General features: G+C 70.4%; 16 protein-coding genes. 13 read left to right on the top strand and 3 right to left on the bottom strand.

Annotated elements, in window-relative coordinates:
• The first annotated feature begins 133 nt into the window (after positions 1 to 133).
• From F6W97_RS08370 to F6W97_RS08400, 7 genes are all read left to right on the top strand, one after another.
• Positions 134 to 1618 carry a gamma-aminobutyraldehyde dehydrogenase gene (locus F6W97_RS08370; protein ID WP_155369641.1) on the top strand — a complete coding sequence of 495 codons (1485 nt, stop codon included), beginning with the start codon at positions 134 to 136 and terminating at the stop codon, positions 1616 to 1618.
• Positions 1619 to 1664: 46 nt separating this feature from the next.
• A complete protein-coding gene (locus tag F6W97_RS08375) occupies positions 1665 to 2900 on the top strand; it encodes a polyamine ABC transporter substrate-binding protein (protein ID WP_155369642.1) in 1236 nt (411 codons plus the stop codon).
• A gap of 4 nt (positions 2901 to 2904) precedes the next feature.
• A complete protein-coding gene (locus tag F6W97_RS08380) occupies positions 2905 to 3990 on the top strand; it encodes an ABC transporter ATP-binding protein (RefSeq protein WP_155369643.1) in 1086 nt (361 codons plus the stop codon).
• A gap of 1 nt (position 3991) precedes the next feature.
• The gene (locus tag F6W97_RS08385) at positions 3992 to 4915 is read left to right on the top strand and encodes an ABC transporter permease (RefSeq protein ID WP_330164956.1); all 924 of its coding nucleotides are present in this window, start codon (positions 3992 to 3994) and stop codon (positions 4913 to 4915) included.
• Positions 4915 to 5748 (top strand): ABC transporter permease, encoded by an 834-nt coding sequence (locus F6W97_RS08390; protein WP_155369644.1) that lies wholly within the window; start codon positions 4915 to 4917, stop codon positions 5746 to 5748. Before F6W97_RS08385 ends, F6W97_RS08390 begins: the two co-directional genes overlap by 1 nt.
• 154 nt (positions 5749 to 5902) lie before the next feature.
• Entirely contained in the window at positions 5903 to 7315 is a 1413-nt protein-coding gene (locus tag F6W97_RS08395; protein WP_155369645.1) for an NAD(P)/FAD-dependent oxidoreductase, read from the top strand.
• 108 nt (positions 7316 to 7423) lie between these two features.
• The gene (locus tag F6W97_RS08400; protein ID WP_155369646.1) at positions 7424 to 8686 is read left to right on the top strand and encodes a saccharopine dehydrogenase family protein; all 1263 of its coding nucleotides are present in this window, start codon (positions 7424 to 7426) and stop codon (positions 8684 to 8686) included.
• A 778-nt stretch (positions 8687 to 9464) separates the two neighbouring features.
• Here the strand turns inward: F6W97_RS08400 and F6W97_RS08405 are convergent.
• On the bottom strand, positions 9465 to 10070 hold the full coding sequence (locus F6W97_RS08405; protein ID WP_155369647.1) for a 4'-phosphopantetheinyl transferase family protein: 606 nt from the start codon (positions 10068 to 10070) through the stop codon (positions 9465 to 9467).
• A gap of 232 nt (positions 10071 to 10302) precedes the next feature.
• Here F6W97_RS08405 and F6W97_RS08410 point away from each other — a divergent pair, with 232 nt between their 5' ends.
• Complete coding sequence (locus F6W97_RS08410; protein WP_155369648.1) at positions 10303 to 11832, top strand: TROVE domain-containing protein; 1530 nt, start codon at positions 10303 to 10305, stop codon at positions 11830 to 11832.
• Positions 11833 to 11909: 77 nt separating this feature from the next.
• Here the strand turns inward: F6W97_RS08410 and gabT are convergent, their stop codons facing one another.
• Entirely contained in the window at positions 11910 to 13187 is a 1278-nt protein-coding gene (gene gabT / locus F6W97_RS08415; RefSeq protein ID WP_155369649.1) for a 4-aminobutyrate--2-oxoglutarate transaminase, read from the bottom strand.
• Between the two features lie 2 nt (positions 13188 to 13189).
• Positions 13190 to 14620, bottom strand: coding sequence for a gamma-aminobutyraldehyde dehydrogenase (locus F6W97_RS08420; RefSeq protein WP_155369650.1), 1431 nt, complete (start codon positions 14618 to 14620; stop codon positions 13190 to 13192).
• Between the two features lie 83 nt (positions 14621 to 14703).
• Between F6W97_RS08420 and F6W97_RS08425 the strand changes: the two genes are divergently transcribed.
• From F6W97_RS08425 to F6W97_RS08445, 5 genes are all read left to right on the top strand, one after another.
• A complete protein-coding gene (locus F6W97_RS08425) occupies positions 14704 to 16137 on the top strand; it encodes an aldehyde dehydrogenase family protein (protein WP_155369651.1) in 1434 nt (477 codons plus the stop codon).
• 70 nt (positions 16138 to 16207) lie between these two features.
• Positions 16208 to 17224: an endonuclease domain-containing protein gene (locus F6W97_RS08430; RefSeq protein WP_230686512.1), complete on the top strand. Its 1017-nt coding sequence runs from the start codon at positions 16208 to 16210 to the stop codon at positions 17222 to 17224.
• A 130-nt stretch (positions 17225 to 17354) separates the two neighbouring features.
• Entirely contained in the window at positions 17355 to 18734 is a 1380-nt protein-coding gene (locus tag F6W97_RS08435) for a phosphomannomutase/phosphoglucomutase (RefSeq protein WP_155369652.1), read from the top strand.
• A 38-nt stretch (positions 18735 to 18772) separates the two neighbouring features.
• Entirely contained in the window at positions 18773 to 18955 is a 183-nt protein-coding gene (locus F6W97_RS08440; RefSeq protein WP_120316875.1) for a Trm112 family protein, read from the top strand.
• Positions 18955 to 20157 (top strand): SIS domain-containing protein, encoded by a 1203-nt coding sequence (locus F6W97_RS08445; RefSeq protein WP_155369653.1) that lies wholly within the window; start codon positions 18955 to 18957, stop codon positions 20155 to 20157. Before F6W97_RS08440 ends, F6W97_RS08445 begins: the two co-directional genes overlap by 1 nt.
• The last annotated feature ends 69 nt before the right edge of the window (positions 20158 to 20226 follow it).

The raw sequence follows: 20226 nt of genomic DNA on the forward strand, positions 1-20226 counted from the left end.
TCAAGTCGCGATATTGGATGCTGGAATCCGTAGTCGCACCCCAGATTCGCCACGGAATCCCTTGTCATGTGGCGCACGTCATGTCAGGATCGTCGCGCCACGGGTTGTTGAACATCTGACAGTGGGAGGCGATATGGCCGGCTTTTCGCCGAATGTCATCGGTGATCGGATCGCCGACGGCACGTCAGGTGAGCGGTTCTCCGTGGTCAACCCCGCCGACGGTAGCACCGTGGCGGAGTACGGACTGGCTGGTCAGGAAGATGTGGACGCGGCTGTGGCGGCCGCGTGGGCGGCCTTTGCGGGCTGGTCCGGCGCGACGCCGGGCGAGCGCTCCGGAGCCCTGCACCGCCTGGCCGCGCTGCTGTCCGAGCGGGCCGGTGACTTCGTGGCCGCCGAGGTGGCGCAGACCGGCAAGCCGGTGCGCCTGGCCAGCGAGTTCGACGTGCCGGGGACGATCGACAACACCGCCTTCTTCGCGGGGGCGGCCCGTGATCTGCAGGGCAAGGCGGCGGGGGAGTACTCCGCCGACCACACCAGCTACGTGCGGCGCGAGGCGATCGGCGTGGTCGGCTCGATCTCGCCGTGGAACTACCCGCTGCAGATGGCGGCCTGGAAGATCCTGCCCGCGATCGCGGCGGGCAACACCATCGTGCTCAAGCCCGCCGAGCTGACCCCGCTGACCAGCGTGATGTTCGCGCAGGCCTGCCTGGACGCGGGCATCCCGGCCGGGGTCGTCAACGTGGTCACCGGGCGCGGCCCGACGGCCGGGGCGGCGCTGGTCGCGCACCCCGACGTGGACATGGTCAGCTTCACCGGTTCGACGGCGGTGGGCCGCGGGATCGGTGCGACGGCGGCGGGCGCGGTCAAGCGGGTGCACCTGGAGCTGGGCGGCAAGGCCCCGTTCCTGGTCTTCGACGACGCGGACGTGGAGGCCGCGGCGCAGGGCGCGGTGGCCGGGTCGCTGATCAACTCGGGTCAGGACTGCACCGCGGCCACCCGCGCGTACGTGCAGCGGCCGCTCTATGACCGGTTCGTGGCCCGGGTCGCCGAGCTGTTCGAGGGCGTACGCGCCGGCGACCCGCTGGACCCGGCGACCGACATCGGCCCGCTGATCAGCCTCGCCCAGCGCGACCGGGTGGCGGGTTTCGTCGACCGGGCCCGCGCGGCGGGCGCCAAGATCGTGGCGGGCGGCCGGGTGCCGGAGGGGCTGGCGCACGGCGCCTACTACGCGCCCACGCTGATCGTCGACGCCGCCCAGGACAGCGAGGTCGTCCAGCACGAGGTGTTCGGCCCGGTGCTGGTCGTGCTGCCGTTCGACGCCGATGATGAGGGTGTGGCGCTGGCCAACGACACGCCGTACGGCCTGGCCGCGAGCGTGTGGACCCGGGACGTCCACCGGTCGCTGCGGGGCACCCGCGAGCTGCGCGCCGGATGTGTGTGGGTCAACGACCACATCCCGATCATCAGCGAGATGCCACACGGGGGTTACCGTCGCTCCGGCTTCGGAAAGGACATGTCCACGTACTCGTTCGACGAGTACACCCAGATCAAGCACGTCATGTACGACATCACCGCGGTCGCCGCGAAGCCGTGGCACCGCACCGTCTTCAGTCAGTAAGTGATATCTGCGCCTGTAAACCCCTCTGGCAGTGAAGGAACGTTCGATGGCTCGTCGTATACCACTCTCCCCGCAGGCCCAGGCAGTGCTGGCGGCCATGCCGTCACGCCGGACGGTGCTGCGCGGGGCTCTCGCCGGTGGGGCTTTCGCGGTTGCCGGCGGCGCGCTCGCCGCCTGCGGCACCAAGGGCACCAACAGCGGCGCCCCCGGCCCGTCGGCCGGCCCGCTCTGCACCGTCGCCGACGTGTCGGCCGCCGAACGCAAGATCGCCTTCTCCAACTGGCCCGCCTACATGGACGAGGACGAGAAGAACCCCGAGGTCCACCCGACGCTGGTGGCCTTCAAGGCCAAGACCGGCATCGACGTCACCTACACCGCCGACATCAACGACAACAACGAGTTCTACGGCAAGATCCGTACGCAGCTCGCGGCGTGCCAGCCGATCGACCGCGACCTCGTGGTGTTCACCGACTGGATGGCGGCGACGTTCATCCGCAACGGCTTCGCCGCGAAGTTCAGCGCCGACAAGGTCGCCACGTTCGCGAAGAACCTGGCTCCGTCCCTGCGCGGCCGACAGTTCGACCCGAACATGGAGTACGCGGCGCCGTGGCAGTCGGGCCTGACCGGCATCGGCGTCAACACCGCGGTGACCAAGGAGGTGCGCACGGTCGACGAGCTGCTGACCCGGCCCGACCTGAAGGGCAAGGTCACCTGCCTCACCGAGATGCACGACACGATGGGCTTCATGCTCCTGTCCATCGGCAAGGACCCGGGCAACTTCACCACCGCCGACTTCGACACGGCGCTGGAGAAGCTGAAGGCCGCCGTGGCGTCGGGGCAGATCCGCCGCTTCACCGGCAACGACTACGTGCAGGACCTGGCCAAGGGCGACATCGCCGCCTGTATCGCGTGGTCCGGCGACGTCATCCAGCTCGGCTTCGAGAACGACAAGATCAAGCTGGTCACGCCGGACGAGGGCATGATGCTCTGGTCGGACAACATGATGATCCCGATCACCTCGCCGCACGCGGCGAACGCGATGGCGTTGATCGACTACTACTACGATCCGAAGGTGGCCGCCGAGCTGGCCGCGTTCGTGAACTACGTCTGCCCGGTGGCGGGCGCGCAGGAGGAGATGGTCAAGATCGACCCGGACCTCGCGCAGAACCCGCTCATCTTCCCCGACGCCGCGATGCAGTCGAAGATCAAGATCTTCAAGCCGCTGACCGAGGCTGAGGAGAAGGAGTACCAGGGCAAGTTCCAGGCAGCGATCGGGGCGTGACAGGTTGACCGACCAGGACCTCTGCATCGAGAACGTCACCAAGACGTTCGGCGGCTTCACCGCCGTCGACGACCTCACCCTGACCATTCCGGACGGCTCGTTCTTCGCGCTGCTCGGGGCGTCGGGCTGCGGCAAGACAACCACCCTTCGCATGGTCGCCGGCCTGGAGGAGCCGAACGCCGGGCGGATCACGCTCGGCGGGCTGGACATCACCCGGATGCGCCCCTACAAGCGGCCGGTCAACACGGTGTTCCAGAGCTACGCGCTGTTCCCGCACATGAGCGTCGAGGACAACGTGGCGTTCGGCCTGCGCCGCAAGGGCGAGAACCGGGCGGACACCCGCCGCAAGGTCGCCGAGATGCTCGACCTGGTCCAGCTCGGCCAGTACGGGTCGCGCCGCCCGGCGCAGCTGTCCGGCGGGCAGCAGCAGCGGGTGGCGCTGGCCCGTGCCCTGGTCAACCAGCCTGAGGTGCTGCTGCTCGACGAGCCGCTCGGCGCGCTCGACCTGAAGCTGCGCCGCCAGATGCAGATCGAGCTCAAGCGCATCCAGACCGAGGTCGGCATCACCTTCGTGCATGTCACGCACGACCAGGAGGAGGCCATGACCATGGCCGACACCGTCGCGGTGATGCAGGCGGGGCGGATCGAGCAGCTCGGTGCGCCCGCTGAGATGTACGAGTTCCCCGCCTCGGCGTTCGTGGCCAACTTCCTCGGCCAGTCCAACCTGATCAAGGCCGAGGTGACTGGGCAGGCCGACGGCCACGTCACGGTCGACGCGCACGGCAACCGGCTGGCGGTGCCGTCGGCCCGGTGCCGGGTCACCTCCGGCACGGCCCTGCTGGGCGTACGCCCGGAGAAGCTGCACCTGGCCGACGGCCTGGCCGCGGTGCCCTCGGGCCACGCGGCGGTGCAGGGCGTCGTCACCGACGCGTCCTTCACCGGCGTCTCCACGCAGTACCTGGTGCGCGCCCCGTGGGGCAGTGAGCTGACGGTGTTCGTGCCCAACTCCGGCATCGCGAACCCGGCGCTGCCCGGGGCGGAGGTGGCGGTGCACTGGTCGCCCGCGCACTCGTTCCTCGTGGGGAGCTGACGTGGCCGCCCTGCTGCCCACGGCGTCGGGCACGCCCGCCGCCGCCACCGAGATCCCGGTCGAACCCCCGGCCGGGATGCGGCGGCGGCGGTGGATCCCGTACGCCCTGCTCGCCCCCGGCCTGCTGTGGCTGGCGGTCTTCTTCGTGTACCCGGTGTTCCAGCTCGTCATGGCGAGCCTGTGGGACCCGAGCGGCTCGGTCGAGACCGGCTACACGTTCACCTGGCAGTTCTCGAACTACGCCGACGCGTGGGAGATGTTCCACGTCCAGTTCCTGCGCTCGCTGTGGTACGCGCTGATCACCACGGTGGTCTGCGTGCTGCTGGGCTACCCGCTGGCGTACGCGATCGCGATCAAGGGCGGGCGCTGGAAGAACCTGATGCTGGTCGGCGTGATCGCGCCGTTCTTCACCAGCTACCTGGTGCGCACCTACTCGTGGAAGGCGATCCTGTCCGACAGCGGGCCGGTGGTCGACTTCCTGAAGTGGGCGCACCTGCTGGGGCCGGACGGGCGGCTGCTGGCGACCGAGTTCGCGGTGATCGCGGGCCTGGTCTACAACTTCCTGCCGTTCATGGTGCTGCCGCTGTACGCCAGCCTCGACAAGCTGGACACCCGGCTGCTGGAGGCGGCGCGCGACCTGTACCACGGGCCGGTGCGCAGCTTCTTCCGCGTGACGCTGCCGCTGTCCATGCCGGGCGTCATCGCGGGAACGCTGCTCACCTTCATCCCGGCGGCCGGCGACTACGTCAACGCGCAGCTGCTGGGCGGGCCGAACACGCAGATGATCGGCAGCGTGATCCAGTCGCGCTTCCTGGTGGTCAACGACTATCCGATCGCGTCCGCGCTGTCGGTGATGCTGATGGTGACGATCCTGGTGCTGGTGACGGTCTACGTCAGCACCGCGGGCACGGAGGAGGTGGTCTGATGCACGGGTTCTGGCGCTGGATCGCCGAGAAGTGGGTGCTGCTGCTCGGGTTCGTGCTGCTGGCCTACCTGTTCGTGCCGATCGCCGTGGTCATGCTGCTGTCGTTCAACCAGCCGGCCAGCCGCAACACGACGTACGTGCTGGACTTCGCCACGTTCGACTTCACCTGGAACAACTGGACCGACATGTGCGGGGCGGCGGGCATCTGCGACTCGCTGATGCGCAGCATCTACGTGGGCCTGTCCGCCACGTTGATCGCCACCATCCTGGGAACTTTGATCTCTTTTGCCCTGGTTCGCTACCGGTTCATCGGCCGGGGCAGTACCAACACGCTGATCTTCCTGCCGATGGCCACCCCGGAAATCGTCATGGGCACCTCGCTGTTGACCCTGTTCATAGGGCTGCAGATCCCGATGGGCTTCTTGACGATCCTGATCGCGCATGTCATGTTCTGCATATCGTTTGTAGTGGTCACCGTGAAGGCGCGGCTGGCCGGGCTTGATCCGAGGCTGCAGGAGGCGGCGATGGACCTGTACGCGACGCCGTGGCAGGCGTTCCGTCTGGTCATCCTGCCGCTCGTGCTGCCCGGCATCGTGGCCGCCGCCCTGCTGGCGTTCTCGCTGAGCTTCGACGACTTCATCATCACCAACTTCGTCACCGGCACCAGCGACTACACGACGTTCCCCATGTTCATCTGGGGCTCGAACCTGCGCGGCATCCCGCCGCAGGTCAACGCCATCGCCACCGCGATGTTCCTGATCTCGTTCGCGTTCGTCATCGCGGGCCAGCTGCGCACCCGTCGCCGCTCCGCCCGCCGCGCCGCGACGTCCTAGCAAACCTGACGGCCGCCGACCGGACCCACGCCTGATTCGTGGGGAGCCGGCTCGGCGGCCGTTTGGTATTCCCAGACATTTCGTTTGTCTGGGTATTTATAGGGAAAAGGAGCCGCAAAACGGCTTCCCGGTTGTAGAAGGAGGAGATCGGCTCATGCGGGCCAAAGGATCAAAACTGTGGGCGTCGGCGCTGTCAGATGCGTCGCCGACGCCGTACTGGACGGACCGGCCTGAGCGGCCGGCATCCGTGCCCCCGCTGACCAGCGCGACCACCGCGCAGCTGGCAGTCATCGGGGGCGGCTACAGCGGCCTGTGGACGGCGCTGCTGGCCAAGGAGCGCGACCCGTCGACCGACGTGGTCCTGCTCGAATCGGGGGTGTGCGGCCACGCCGCCTCCGGACGCAACGGCGGATTCTGCTCCGCGAGCCTCACGCACGGGCTCGCCAACGGGGTGGACCGCTTCCCGGACGAGATCACCGAGCTGGAACGGCTCGGCCGGGAGAACCTCGACCAGATCGAGGACACGCTGGGCCGGTACGGCATCGACTGCGACTTCGAGCGCACCGGTGAGCTGGAGGTGGCCACCTCCGCGTACCAGCTGGACTGGCTGCACGAGTCGGCGGAGCTGACCCGGTCGATGGGTTACCGCGCCGAGGTGTTCGACGCCGACCAGGTGCGGGCCGAGGTCGACTCGCCCACGTACCTGGGTGGCTGGTGGGACCGCGACCGGGTGGCCATGGTCGATCCGGCGAAGCTGGCCTGGGGCCTGCGGCAGGCGTGCCTGATCCTGGGCGTGCGCATCTACGAGGGCACTCCGGTGCTCGGGGTGAGCAGCGGCCGCGACGGCCTGCTGCTGCGTACCCCGCACGGCGAGGTGCGGGCGGCCCGGGTCGCGCTGGCGACCAGTGCCTTCGGTCCGCTGGTGCGCAAGCTCAAGCGCTACCTGATCCCGGTGTACGACTACGCCCTGATGACCGAGCCGCTGTCCGCAGCCCAGCTCGGTGACCTGGGCTGGCGTAACCGGCAGGGGCTGGGTGATTCGGCGAACCAGTTCCACTACTACCGGCTCACCGCGGACAACCGGATCCTGTTCGGCGGCTACGACGCGATCTACCACTTCGGCAACCGGATCGCGCCGACCCTCGAACAGCGCGAGGACACCTTCGCCCGGCTGGCCGAGCACTTCTTCACCACGTTCCCGCAGCTGGAGGGACTTCGGTTCACGCACAGCTGGGGCGGGGTGATAGACACCTGCACCCGCTTCTGCGCCTTCTTCGGCACCGCCTTCGGCGGTCGGCTGGCCTACGCGGCCGGCTACACCGGACTGGGCGTGGGCGCGACCCGCTTCGGCGCGCAGGTGATGCTCGACCACCTCGAAGGAGCGTCCACGGAGCGCACCAGGCTGGACTTCGTACGGTCCAAGCCCTGGCCGCTGCCGCCGGAACCGCTGCGCTCGCTCGGCATCCAGCTGACCCGCTGGTCGCTGGCCCGCGCCGACGAGCACCAGGGACGCCGCAACCTGTGGCTGCGCACGCTCGACCACGCCGGTCTCGGTTTCGACTCCTGACACATCCGTCCCGCCGTCCCCGTTGGTAGTCCACCCGTGGGGACCCGGGAACACACTTGAACCAATTCGTTTCGTGGCCTTTGTCGCCACGAGGTTGAAGGGACTTTTATGCGCATCCTGCTGGTCGGCGCTGGTGGCGTCGGCAGTGCAGCAGCCGCCATCGCCGCTCGCCGTGACTTCTTCCAGCTCATGGTGGTCGCCGACTACTCTCTGGAGCGCGCCCAGCGGGCCGTCTCCGGACTGGACGACCGGTTCGTCGCAGCGAGGCTCGACGCCTCCCGCGCCGGTGACGTCGCACAGCTGTGCCGCGAGCACGGTGTGACCCACGTGCTCAACGCCGTCGATCCCCGCTTCGTCATGCCGATCTTCGACGGAGCCTACGAAGCCGGTGCGGACTACCTCGACATGGCCATGTCGCTGTCCCTGCCGCACCCGACCGACCCGTACGCCAAGACCGGCGTCATGCTCGGCGAGGAGCAGTTCGGCAAGGCCGTCGCCTGGGAGGCCGCCGACCGGCTGGCGCTCGTCGGCATCGGCGTCGAGCCGGGCCTGTCCGACATCTTCGCCCGGTACGCCGCCGACCACCTGTTCTCCGAGATCGACGAGATCGGGGTACGGGACGGGTCCAACATCACCGTCGAGGGCTTCGACTTCGCCCCGTCGTTCTCCATCTGGACCACCATCGAGGAGTGCCTCAACCCGCCGATCATCTGGGAACGCGAGCGCGGCTGGTTCACCACGGCCCCGTTCAGCGAGCCCGAGGTGTTCGACTTCCCCGAGGGCATCGGCCCGGTCGAGTGCGTCAACGTGGAGCACGAGGAGGTGCTCCTCATCCCGCGCTGGGTCGACGCCAAGCGGGTGACCTTCAAGTACGGCCTCGGCACCGAGTTCATCGAGATCCTGAAGACCGTGCACAAGCTCGGCCTTGACTCCACCCGGCCGATCGCGATCGGCGGCGGCAAGTCGCAGGTCATGGTCTCGCCGCGCGACGTGCTCGCCGCGCAGCTGCCCGACCCCGCCACGCTGGGCTCCCGGATGAAGGGCAAGACCTGCGCCGGCACCTGGGTCAAGGGCAAGGGCCTCGACGGTCGGCCCAGGGAGATGTACCTCTACCACGTCGTCGACAACGAGTGGTCCATGCGCGAGTACGGCCACCAGGCGGTGGTGTGGCAGACCGCGGTGAACCCCGTCGTCGCGCTGGAGCTGCTGGCGCAGGGCGTGTGGAAGGGCGTCGGGGTGCTCGGCCCGGAGGCGCTCGACCCGGTGCCGTTCCTGGACCTGCTGACCGCGTACGGCTCGCCCTGGGGCATGCGTGACCAGCAGCCCTTTCGGGCGGTGACCCAGGCGGCCCGCGAGGAGATCGCCGCCTGAGCGCCGTTCGGTGCTCCCTCGGGCATGTCCGCGCTCAGGCGGGACGTGCCCGAGGGAGCACGCGGCTGCTCCGGAAGTCCGTTGCTCCGCCCCCGCCGCAGACTTAGAGTGATCATCGCGCCTCCCGGTGCGCAGGCAGCGGATACTTCTGGCCCTGCGGGTTGCGGGTTCGAGTCCCGCGCGGACCTTCGGGTCCGGTAGCTCAATTGGCAGAGCAGCAGGTTTGTGCCGCCGCCGACTTCTGACCTCGGGAGGCGTCCACGCGGCACGGCCCGGTGCGCCGGTGACGGATACACCATGGAGGCCCTTGCGGCCTGTGAAGTGCTCCCGGAGACGGGACTCCGTCGCCCCTTCGATCTCGGGCCGCGCCGTGTACATCGCTTTGTCAGCCCACAACTTCTGGTTGTGCGCACAACCCAGAAGTTGTGGACCGGACGAGGTGATGTCTCCCGAAAACCCCGTTGCCGCGGTCGCTCGGCCGATCTAGGTTGGGCAGCACGTCTCCCGGTGCGCAGGCAGCGGATACTTCTTAATCCATAGGTCGCGGGTTCGAGCCCCGCCCGGATCTTCGGAGCCGGTAGCTCAGACGGCAGAGCAATGGCTCATGCCGCCGCCGACATCGATCTCGGGAGACGAACCCGGCACGCCCGGTGCGCAGGTTACGGCTACTCCGCTTATAACGGGGAGGTCGCGGGTTCGAATCCCGCTCGCCGTCCGTGAGGACGGCGGTAGCTCAGCGGCCAGAGCGCCAGGTCCCGGCGACGGGACCACCACGCCGTCACCGACTTGACCTCGGGCGTGCCGCGTTCTCTCCTTCGCCGCTGGGCACATGGGCGAAGGTCGAGACCGTGACCGGGGCGCCGAGTGCTGCCGCCGCGTCACAGGCCAGGCCGAGCACCGACCCGTCGCGGGTCCAGGCGGCGACGGCCATCGAGGGCAACCCGGGCACCGTCACTGTCAGCGTCGACGCCGGTGGCAGCGGCATGGGGCGGCGCAGTCCACCGCCGCGCAGCCCGACGCCGAGAGCCTTGCCGACGGCCTCCTTCTGGGTCCACAGCAGCAGGAAGTCGGCCGGGTGGCCGACGACCCAGTCCGCCTCGGCGGGGGAGAACCAGCGCTTCGCCAGCCCGTCCGCGGGTAGGTCGCGGACCGGTTCGACGTCTACGCCCAGCGGGCCGAGCGTGGTGACGGCCACCGCCGTCAAGCCCGGATGGTGGCTGATGGCCAGGTGCAGGCCGGTCGCGCCGACCACCCAGGGCCGGCCGGAGGGTTCACGGCCGATCTCGACCTCCTGCGGGGGGACGCCGAGCGCCGTGGCGGCGGCGTGGCGGGCCAGGTCGGCGGCGTGTACAGCGGTGGCCAGCCAGATCCGGATGCCCGACATGACGACCACGATGGCACGAGCACGGCCGCCGACAAACCCTTTGCCCGCCACGGCGTCCCGCACCTACATTGATCTCCGCACCTCCCGGTGCGTTGGCAGCGGTTACTTCTCTGGGTGAAGCCGGTTCGAAACCGGCAAGACCGCCGCCGGTCCGATCTCGGGAGGCGCGTCTCCCCTCCCGTACTCCTGGATGGGTTTCGCGCGCCCGAAAACCCCCGGGGGAGGGGACATCATGGCCAAGTTCAACGTATCGACGCTGGTCAAGCGCCCGGACGAGGTGACCGCCCAGGGTGCGCCCGGGTATGCCCGGGAGCCGAAGCTGGAGCTGTTCCTGCTGGCCGTGTCCAACATGGTCGGCGAGCAGACCTTCTACGAGCGTGCCGACGACCGCGATGCCCGGTTCCGTGACCTGGTGGCGAAGGTCGCCGTGGCGGATCCGGCGTGGTTCGCGCGGTTCGTGCCGTGGCTGCGGCTGGGGGCCAACCTGCGCAGTGCCTCGGTGGTGGCCGCGCTGGAGGGCGCAAAGGCCCAGGTAGCGGCAGGTATCCCGGGCTCGCGCGCGGTCGTGGACGCGGCGCTGCAGCGGGCCGACGAGCCCGGCGAGGCTCTCGCATACTGGCTGTCGGTGCACGGTCGGGCGCTGCCCAAGCCGGTCAAGCGCGGGATCGCCGATGCGGCGGTGCGGCTCTACCACGAGCGCAGCCTGCTCAAGTACGACTCGGACGGTCATGCGCTGCGCTTCGCGGACGTGCTGGAGCTGACCCACCCGAGCCCGCGCGATGCGGCCCAGGGCGAGCTGTTCCAGCACGCGCTGGACCGCCGCCACCAGCGGGACAATCCGCTCCCGGAGACGCTGCGGGTGCTTCGCGCCCGCGCGGAGCTGATGGCGCTGCCGGTCGAGCAGCGGGCCGCCGTACTGGACCCGCAGGCGCTGGCCGCGGCCGGGATGACGTGGGAGGCGCTCGCGGGCTGGCGGCAGGGTCCGCTGGACGCGGCGGCGTGGTCCGCGGTGATCCCGTCCATGGGCTACCTGGCGCTGCTGCGCAACCTGCGCAACTTCGACCAGGCCGGGGTGAGTGACGAGGTCGCGGCGGCGGTGGCGGCGAAGCTGTCCGACCCGGACGAGGTGGACCGGTCGAGGGTGCTGCCGATGCGCTTCCTGTCGGCGTACAACGCGGCGCCGAGCCTGCGCTGGGCGTACCCGCTGGAGAAGGCGCTGCAGTTCGCGCTCGGCAACGTGCCCCGGCTCGACGGCCGGACGCTGGTCCTCGTCGACACCTCGGGGTCGATGGACAGCCCGTTCAGCCGGGACGGATCGCTGCGCTGCTGGGATGCCGCGACCATGTTCGGCCTGGCGCTGGCGGCTCGGGCGGCCGACGCGACGGTCGTGTCGTTCTCCAACGACACGAAGGTCTTCGGGCTGCGTCCGGGTGAGTCGGTGCTCAAGGCCGTGCAGCGGTTCAAGGACGGGGGCTGGTTCTTCGGCGCCGGCACCGCGACCGAGCACGCGGTCCGCAAGCACTACGCGGGTCACGACCGGGTCGTCATCCTCACCGACGAGCAGGCGAACTGGCACGGCAGCACCGACGTGGCAGCCGCGGTGCCAGCCCGGGTCCCGGTCTACACCTGGAACCTGGCCGGCTACCGCCTCGGCCACACCCCGTCCGTCGCCAAGCGCCACACCTTCGGCGGCCTCACCGACGCCGCCTTCTCGATGATCGGCCTCATCGAGTCCGGCGAGTCCGCCACCTGGCCGTTCTGAAAGGAAGGGCACCTTCACATCGCTATGCGATGTAGAAGGTGCCCTTCCTAACGGCTGGCAGTGGCTGAGCTGGGCCTCTAGACGGTGGTGGCGAAGGCCTGGTCGAGGATGGCGAGGCCGCGGTCGAGGTCGCCGTCGGAGATGACCAGGGGTGGCAGGAAGCGGAAGACGTTGCCCCAGGTGCCGCAGGTCAGGGTGAGCAGGCCGGCGGCGTGGCAGGCCTTGTTCACGGCTCCGGTGAGGATCGGGTCCGGGTCCGGCGTGCCGGGTTTGTTGAGCTCGATGGCGATCATCGCGCCTCGGCCGCGGACCTCGGCGATCTGCGGGTACTTGTCGGCCAGGGTGGTGAGGCGGTCGGTAAGTGTTGCGCCGATGCGCCGGGCTGCGGCGTTGAGGTCCAGGTCGCGCATGGTCTGGATGGAGGCCAGGGCGGCGGCGCAGGCGAGCGGGTTGCCGCCGTACGTGCCGCCGAGGCCGCCGGCGTGCACCGCGTCCATGATCTCCGCGCGGCCCGTGACGGCGGCCAGTGGCAGGCCGCCGGCGATGCCCTTGGCGGTCGTGATCAGGTCCGGGACCACCTGCTCGTGCGACGAGGCGAACCAGTCGCCGGTACGGCAGAAGCCGGTCTGGATCTCGTCGGCGACGAACAGGGCGCCGTTGGCCGAGGCCCAGGAGGCCAGGGCGGGCAGGAAGCCGGGTGCGGGCACCACGAAGCCGCCCTCGCCCTGGATCGGCTCGATCACGATCGCGGCCACGTTCTGCGCCCCGACCTGCGTCGTGATGACGTCGATGGCGCGGGCCGCGGCCTGCTCGCCGGTCAGGCCGTCGCGCAGCGGGTACGACATCGGCGCCCGGTAGACCTCCGGCGCGAACGGCCCGAACCCGTGCTTGTACGGCATGTTCTTCGCGGTCAGCGCCATGGTGAGGTTCGTCCGGCCGTGGTAGCCGTGCTCGAACACGATCACCGCGGACCGCCCGGTGGCGTACCGGGCGATCTTCACCGCGTTCTCCACCGCCTCCGCGCCGGAGTTGAACAGCGCCGAGCGCTTCTCGAAGCCGCCCGGTGTCAGCTCGTTGAGCTGCTCGCACACCGACACGTACGACTCGTACGGGGTGACCATGAAGCAGGTGTGGGTGAAGCGTTCGACCTGCTCGCGCACCGCCGCGACGACAGCCGGGGCGCTGTTGCCGACGTTGGTGACGGCGATGCCGGCCGCGAAGTCGATCCACCCCCGCCCGTCGACGTCGGTCAGCGTGCCGCCGCTCGCGTGGTCCACGTAGGAGGGCAGCACCGAGCCGACGCCGCGGGCCACCGCGCCCACGCGGCGGGCGTGGATCTCTGAGGAGGAGCTCAAGGTCATTCTCCGATGTTGTGCATGACGTGCTTGACCCGGGTGTAGTCCTCCAGGCCGTACGCGGACAGGTCCTTGCCGTACCCGGACTGCTTGAAGCCGCCGTGCGGCATCTCCGCGACCAGCGGGATGTGGGTGTTGATCCACACGCAGCCGAAGTCGAGCCGCCTGCTCAGCCGCATCGCCCGCCCGTGGTCGGCGGTCCACACGCTGGAGGCCAGCCCGTAGCGGCAGTCGTTGGCGTAGCGCAGCGCCTCGGCCTCGTCGGCGACCTTCTGCACGGTGATGACCGGGCCGAACACCTCGTCGGTGACGATCTCGTCGCCCTGGACCAGGTCGGCGACGACGGTCGGCGCGTAGAAGTAGCCGCGGTCGCCGACGCGCTCGCCGCCCGCGGTGACGCGGGCGTGCGCGGGCAGCCGCTCGATGAAGCCGGTGACCTTGGCGAGCTGGTTGGCGTTGTTGAGCGGGCCGTAGAGCACGTCCTCGTCGTCCGGCGCGCCGGTCTTGAGGCTGCGGGCCTGCTCGGTGAGCGCCGCCACGAACGCGTCGTACGCCCCCTCGGTGACCAGCACCCGGGTGGCCGCGGTGCAGTCCTGCCCGGCGTTGAAGAACCCCGCGATCGCGATGCCCTCGGCGGCCGCGTCGATGTCGGCGTCGTCGAACACCATGACCGGGGCCTTGCCGCCCAGTTCCAGGTGGGTTCGCTTGAGTGCGGGCGCGGCCGACGCGGCGACCTCGGAGCCGGCCCGGGTGGAGCCGGTGATGGAGACCATCGCCGGGATCGGGTGCGCGACCAGGGCGCGGCCGGTGTCGCGGTCGCCACAGACCACGTTGAGCACGCCCGGCGGCAGGAACTCCGCGGCGATCTCGGCCAGCAGCAGGGTCGACATCGGCGTGGTGTCGGACGGCTTGAGCACGACGGTGTTGCCCGCGGCGATCGCCGGCGCGAACTTCCACACTGCCATCAGCAGCGGGTAGTTCCACGGCGTGACCTGCGCGCAGACGCCGATCGGCTCGCGGCGCACGTAGCTGGTCATGTTCGCCATGTACTCGCCGGCCGAGCGGCCCTCCAGCAGCCGGGCGGCGCCGGCGAAGAAGCGGATCTGGTCGATCGCGGGCGGCAGCTCCTCGCTCGCGGTCAGGTGCAGCGGCTTGCCGGTGTTGCGGCTCTCCAGGGCGACCAGCTCGTCGGCCCGCGCCTCGACCGCGTCCGCGATCTTCAGCAGGGCCTTCTGGCGCTCGCTGGGCGTGGTGTCGCGCCAGGTCTCGAACGCGGCGGCCGCGGCGGCCATGGCGTCCTCGACGTCCTGCTTCCCGGAGACCGGGGTCTGGGCGAGAATCTCACCGGTACACGGGTCGATCAGATCCGCGTAGCCGCCGTCGACCGGAGCTACGTACTTGCCGTTGATAAAGTTCGCCAATTTCTCTGTCATCGGTGGCATACGGCTATCTTCGCGACGAAATCCGTGTCGAGCAAGGGTCTTGAGCAACTGTTTCCGTGCGTTAGGGTGGGCATATGGCCGATCGGACCCCGTACTGGATCGCCGGTTCCCCGGAGACCAGTGATGATCTCGTTATTGTTCGCAACCCCTACGACGGGCGCGTGGTCGGTCAGACCGCCAACGCTACGCCTGAGCAGGTCGAAAACGCGGTAGCGGCCGCCGCGAAGGTCGCGCCTGACGCGGCCCGGCTGCCCGCTGCCGCCCGCGCCGCCGCCCTCGACCACGTGAGCCGGCGGCTGGCCGAACGGGGCGACGAGGTCGCCGCGCTCATCAGCGCCGAAAACGGCAAACCGCTGATGTGGGCCAAGGCCGAACTCGGCCGCGCGGTCTCCACGTTCCGCTGGGCCGCCGAGGAGGCGCGCCGCTTCTCCGGCGAGCTGATGCGCCTGGACACCGACCCCGCCGCGGCCGGGCGGATGGCCGTCGTACGCCGCTTCCCCAAGGGCCCGGTGCTGGGCATCAGCCCGTTCAACTTCCCGCTGAACCTGGTCGCGCACAAGGTCGCCCCGGCGATCGCGGTCGGCGCCCCGATCGTCGTCAAGCCCGCCCCGGCCACCCCGCTGTCCGCGCTGCTGCTCGGCGAGCTGCTGGCCGAGACGGAGCTTCCCGCGGGCATGTTCTCCGTGGTGCCGATCCCCAACGAGCGCGCCGCGGCGCTGGTCGCCGACCCGCGGCTGCCGGTGGTGTCGTTCACCGGGTCCGGCCCGGTCGGCGCGTCGATCCAGGCCGCGGTGCCGCACAAGCACGTGACGCTGGAGCTGGGCGGCAACGCCGCGGCGGTGGTCTGCGGCGACTACGCCGACCTGGCCTGGGCGGCCCAGCGCATCGCCCTGTTCAGCAACTACCAGGCCGGACAGAGCTGCATCGCGGTGCAGCGCGTGATCGTGCACCGCGACCGGGCCTCCGCGTTCGTGCCGCAACTGGTCGCGGCGGTGCAGGCCCTCAAGACCGGTGACCCGGCCTCGGCCGACACGCAGGTCGGCCCGATGATCAATGAGGCGGCCGCGGACCGGGTGCAGGCCTGGGTGGACGAGGCCGTGGCGGGGGGTGCGAAGGTGCTGGTCGGAGGTACGCGCGACGGCGCGAGCTACGCCCCGACCGTGCTGGCCGACGTGCCCGCGGACGCCAAGGTCGCCTGCGACGAGGTGTTCGGGCCGGTGCTGGTGGTCTCCACGGTGGACTCCGACGAGGCCGCGTTCGCCGCCGTCAACGACTCGGCGTTCGGCCTGCAGGCGGGGGTGTTCACGAGCAACCTGCAGACGGCGTTCACCGCGCACGCGACGTTGCAGGTCGGGGGCGTGATCGTCGGCGACGTGCCGTCGTTCCGGGCCGATCAGATGCCGTACGGCGGGGTCAAGGGCTCCGGCACCGGCCGCGAGGGCCTGCGCAGCGCCATGGACGACTACACCGACCCCCGCGTCCTCGTCCTCACCGGATTGCAGCTCTAGTCGTGAATCTTGTGCAGTTGGTGTCGCTCCAGCGACACCAACTGCACAAGATCCGTGATGGGGTCGGCGGATGCCGTCTTCACGTTCCGACGCCGGTGGGCGCTTCGGTGGCCTGCGGGCCCAGGATCGCGTCACGCCGGACGTGGTGCCGAGACGCGATGCGGGCGAGATCGAGTGGATCCTCTTCGAGCAGCGTGGGGTGCTCACCACCGCTCAGGCACGTGAGCTGCTCACGCCTTCAAAAGTCCGGCATCTGCTCGCCACCGGCAGGTGGCGTCGGCTGAGCCGGGGCGTACTGCTGGCGAGCGGGTCCGAGGTGACCGAGGACCAGGCGAACTGGATGGCGGTGCTGGCCGCCGGGCCGGGCGCAGTGCTCGCGGGACTGGCCGCCGCCAGGTGCGGCGGACTGCGCGGCAGATTCCGGCGGGCGGTGACCGACGTGCTGATCCCAGCGGGGCGCCGTGCGGTGGAGCTGCCCCGGACTGGGCCGATCGACCTGCCCGTGGTGCGGGTGCACCGCACCACGCTGCTGCCGGAGCAGGACGTCCAGGCGGGCCGTCCGCGGCGCACCTCGATGGCGAGGTCGGTCGTCGACGCCGCGGCGTGGGCGCTGGAGGACGACGAGGCGCGGTCACTGGTTGCGGCCGCCTGCCAGCAGCGCCGGGTGCTGCCGGAGGAGGTCACCGAGGTGGCGCTGCGGCTGCCGCGGTTCCGGCGGCGGTCGCTGGTGCTGGAGACCGCTCGGCTGGCCGGGGGAGGTGCGACCGCGCTGAGCGAGATCGACCTGGTCAAGTTGTGCGCGCGGCACGGGCTGCCGACACCGGACCTGCAGGAACGCCGGAAGGACGCGGCCGGTCGCAACCGTTACCTGGACGCTTACTGGCGTCGATTCCAACTGCACGTCGAGGTCGACGGGGCGCACCACATGGACGAGCGGCACTGGGCCGCGGACATGCTGCGACAGAACGAGGTCTGGCTGCAGGGGGATCGGGTGCTGCGGTTTCCTGCCTGGTTGTTGCGCTCCGATCCCGCCCGCGTCGTTACTCAATTACGGGCCGCGCTGGGTGCCGCCGGGTGGACTGAGTGAATCTTGTGCAGTTCGTGTTGCCAGGACGACACGAAGTGCACAAGATCCAAAGGGTCGGTGTCCGCCCGAGCGGGGTACGTAACGTGCGGTGGTTAGGGTGAAGCAGATAGCTGAGGCTTAAGGAGATGTTGTGTCTGACCTGTCCCAGATCGTCAAGGCGTACGACGTTCGCGGCACCGTGCCCGAGCAGCTGAACGAGCCGGTGGCCGGTGCGCTCGGCCGGGCGTTCGCGCAGACGCTGCGGGCGCTGGGGGAGGACCGCGGCACCATCGTGGTCGCCCACGACATGCGCGACTCCGGGCCGTCGCTGGTCAAGGCCTTCACCGACGGCGTACGCGCCGAGGGCATCAACGTGATCAACGCGGGTCTCGGCTCGACCGACCTGCTGTACTACGCCTCCGGCATCCTCGACCTGCCCGGTGCCATGTTCACCGCGAGCCACAACCCGGCCCAGTACAACGGCATCAAGCTGTGCTTCGCCGGGGCCAAGCCGGTCGGCCAGGCCAGCGGGCTGTCCGCGATCCGGGAGCGGGCGCAGGAGCTGCTGGACACCCGGGCCGAGATGCCCGCCCCGTCGGGCGACATCGAGACCCGCGAGATGCTGGCCGACTACGCGGCGCACCTGCGCACGCTGGTGGACCTGAGCGGGATCCGGCCGCTGAAGGTGGTCGTCGACGCGGGCAACGGCATGGGCGGGTACACCGTCCCGGCCGTGCTCGGCGACGCGGTGCTGCCGGCGCTGCCCCTGGACATCGTGCCGCTGTACTTCGAGCTGGACGGCTCGTTCCCGAACCACGAGGCCAACCCGCTGGAGCCGGCGAACCTGGTGGACCTGCAGGCCGCGGTACGCGAGCACGGGGCCGACCTGGGCCTGGCCTTCGACGGCGACGCCGACCGCTGCTTCGTGGTCGACGCCGACGGCGCGCCGGTGTCCCCGTCCGCGGTGACCGCCCTGGTCGCGACCCGGGAGCTGGCCAAGCACCCCGGGGCGACGATCATCCACAACCTGATCACCTCGGCGGCGGTGCCGGAGATCGTGCGCGAGCACGGCGGCATCCCGGTGCGCACCCGGGTGGGCCACTCCTTCATCAAGGCGGAGATGGCGACCACCGGCGCGGTGTTCGGCGGCGAGCACTCGGCGCACTACTACTTCCGCGACTTCTGGGGCGCCGACACCGGCATGCTGGCCGCGATGCACGTGCTGGCGGCCCTGGGTGAGCAGGACGGCCCGCTGTCGGTGCTGGGCGCGCAGTTCGAGCGGTACACCGCCTCCGGTGAGATCAACTCGGTGGTGGCGGACCAGGGCGCGAAGCTGTCGCAGGTGCGAGCCCACTTCTCCGGCGAGCAGCAGGACGAGCTGGACGGTCTGACCGTTGCCTTCGCCGACGGCAGCTGGGTGAACCTGCGCGCGTCCAACACCGAGCCGCTGCTGCGGCTCAACGTCGAGGCCCCGACCGCGGAGCGGATGTCGGAGCTGCGCGACGAGGTGCTGAAGCTGGTCCGTGGGTAGGCTGCTGACAGCTCAGTAGCGATCTGAAGGAGCCGGACGTGTCGCTCGCCCCGCAACTGCTAGAAGTCCTCGCCTGCCCGGCGGAGGACCACGCGCCGCTGACCCACGACCCCGAGGCGCAGACGCTCACCTGCACCTCCTGCAGCCGGGTCTACCCGGTGCGGGACGGGCTGCCGGTGCTGCTCCTCGACGAGGTGCTCACCGCCCCGGCGGGTGAGTGATGGGCAGCCCGATCGACGGCGCCGCGGGGGTTCGCGGCAACCGCTTCTTCGACGAGGCGCTGCTGGACAACGCACCGGCGCTGGCCGCGCGGGACCCGGGCGGCATGCTCCGGGCGATCGCGTCGGCTGGCGCGCAGGTGCGCGAGGCCACCACGCTGACCGCCGAGACCGACCTGAGCCACCTCGCCGACGAGGGCCGGCCGCGGGCGGTCGTGGTGGTCGGCGCGGGCACGGCCGCGCGCACCGGTGACATCCTGACGACCATCGCGGGGCCGCGCTGCCTCGTGCCGGTGCTGACCCACCGCAGCGTGGAGGTGCCGGGCTGGATCGGCGCGGCCGACGTGGTGATCGCCGTGTCGGCGTCGGGCCGCTCGCCCGAGGCGCTGGCCGTGGCCGAGGCGGCGGGCCGCCGCGGCGCGCGGCTGGTGGGCATCGGCGCGCCGGGTTCGCCGCTGCAGTCGGTGGCCGAGCGCTACCGCGCCCCGTTCATCCCGGTGCCGCGCCGCGGTGCGGCGCGGGCCAACCTGTGGGGTCTGACGGTGCCGGTGCTGATGGCCGCCCGCGCGCTGGGCCTGGTCAAGGTCAACGAAGCGGATCTCGCCGAGACGGCGGTCCGCCTGGACCAGGACGCCGACCGCTGCCGGCCCACCGCGGAGACGTTCGTCAACCGCGCCAAGACGCTGGCCCTGAACATGGCCGGCTCGGTGCCGGTCATCTGGGGCGATTCGCCGCTGGCGGCGGTGGCCGCGGTGCGCTACGGCGACATGCTGTCGGCGAACGCCCGCTACCCGGTCGTCACCGACGCGCTCGGCGAGGCCGGCCGCGGCCGGGTGGGCCTGCTCGACGGCGTGTTCGGCGCGCTCGCCGCGCTGGAGCGGGACATCTTCGCTGATCCCGAGCTTGACGACGCGACGGTGGACCCCCCGCGTCTGCGGGTGGTGCTGCTGTGCGACGGTGGGCTCGCCGACGAGAACAGCGCGGCGCAGACGACGGACCGGCGAGCCGAGGTGGTGCAGGACATCGCGGCGAGGCGCGGGATCGAGGTGGACGTGCTCACCGCCGAAGGCGGATCGGCGCTGGAGCGGTTCGCCTCACTGGTCGCGGCGACGGACTTCGCCTCGGTCTACCTCGGCCTCGGGCATGGCCTGGATCCGATGGCGGTGCCGGCCGTCACGGAGCTGAAGGAGCAGTTGCGCAAGTGAGCGAGCGAAGCGGGCTCAACAACTACATGGGCGGAACGAGCGGGCGGCGCGGCATGGCGCCGTCCGCCT

Source organism: Catellatospora vulcania (assembly GCF_009720385.1).
Lineage (GTDB): Bacteria > Actinomycetota > Actinomycetes > Mycobacteriales > Micromonosporaceae > Catellatospora > Catellatospora vulcania.

What these genes read in the sequence shown, in the direction of transcription:
- F6W97_RS08410 (WP_155369648.1), top strand. Translation starts at nt 10,303, where the DNA reads ATGGCCAAGTTCAACGTATCGACGCTGGTCAAGCGCCCGGACGAGGTG.
- F6W97_RS08370 (WP_155369641.1), top strand. Translation starts at nt 134, where the DNA reads ATGGCCGGCTTTTCGCCGAATGTCATCGGTGATCGGATCGCCGACGGC.
- F6W97_RS08425 (WP_155369651.1), top strand. Translation starts at nt 14,704, where the DNA reads ATGGCCGATCGGACCCCGTACTGGATCGCCGGTTCCCCGGAGACCAGT.
- F6W97_RS08395 (WP_155369645.1), top strand. Translation starts at nt 5,903, where the DNA reads ATGCGGGCCAAAGGATCAAAACTGTGGGCGTCGGCGCTGTCAGATGCG.
- F6W97_RS08390 (WP_155369644.1), top strand. Translation starts at nt 4,915, where the DNA reads ATGCACGGGTTCTGGCGCTGGATCGCCGAGAAGTGGGTGCTGCTGCTC.
- F6W97_RS08445 (WP_155369653.1), top strand. Translation starts at nt 18,955, where the DNA reads ATGGGCAGCCCGATCGACGGCGCCGCGGGGGTTCGCGGCAACCGCTTC.
- F6W97_RS08375 (WP_155369642.1), top strand. Translation starts at nt 1,665, where the DNA reads ATGGCTCGTCGTATACCACTCTCCCCGCAGGCCCAGGCAGTGCTGGCG.
- F6W97_RS08400 (WP_155369646.1), top strand. Translation starts at nt 7,424, where the DNA reads ATGCGCATCCTGCTGGTCGGCGCTGGTGGCGTCGGCAGTGCAGCAGCC.
- F6W97_RS08430 (WP_230686512.1), top strand. Translation starts at nt 16,208, where the DNA reads ATGCCGTCTTCACGTTCCGACGCCGGTGGGCGCTTCGGTGGCCTGCGG.
- F6W97_RS08405 (WP_155369647.1), bottom strand. Translation starts at nt 10,070, where the DNA reads ATGTCGGGCATCCGGATCTGGCTGGCCACCGCTGTACACGCCGCCGAC.
- F6W97_RS08420 (WP_155369650.1), bottom strand. Translation starts at nt 14,620, where the DNA reads ATGACAGAGAAATTGGCGAACTTTATCAACGGCAAGTACGTAGCTCCG.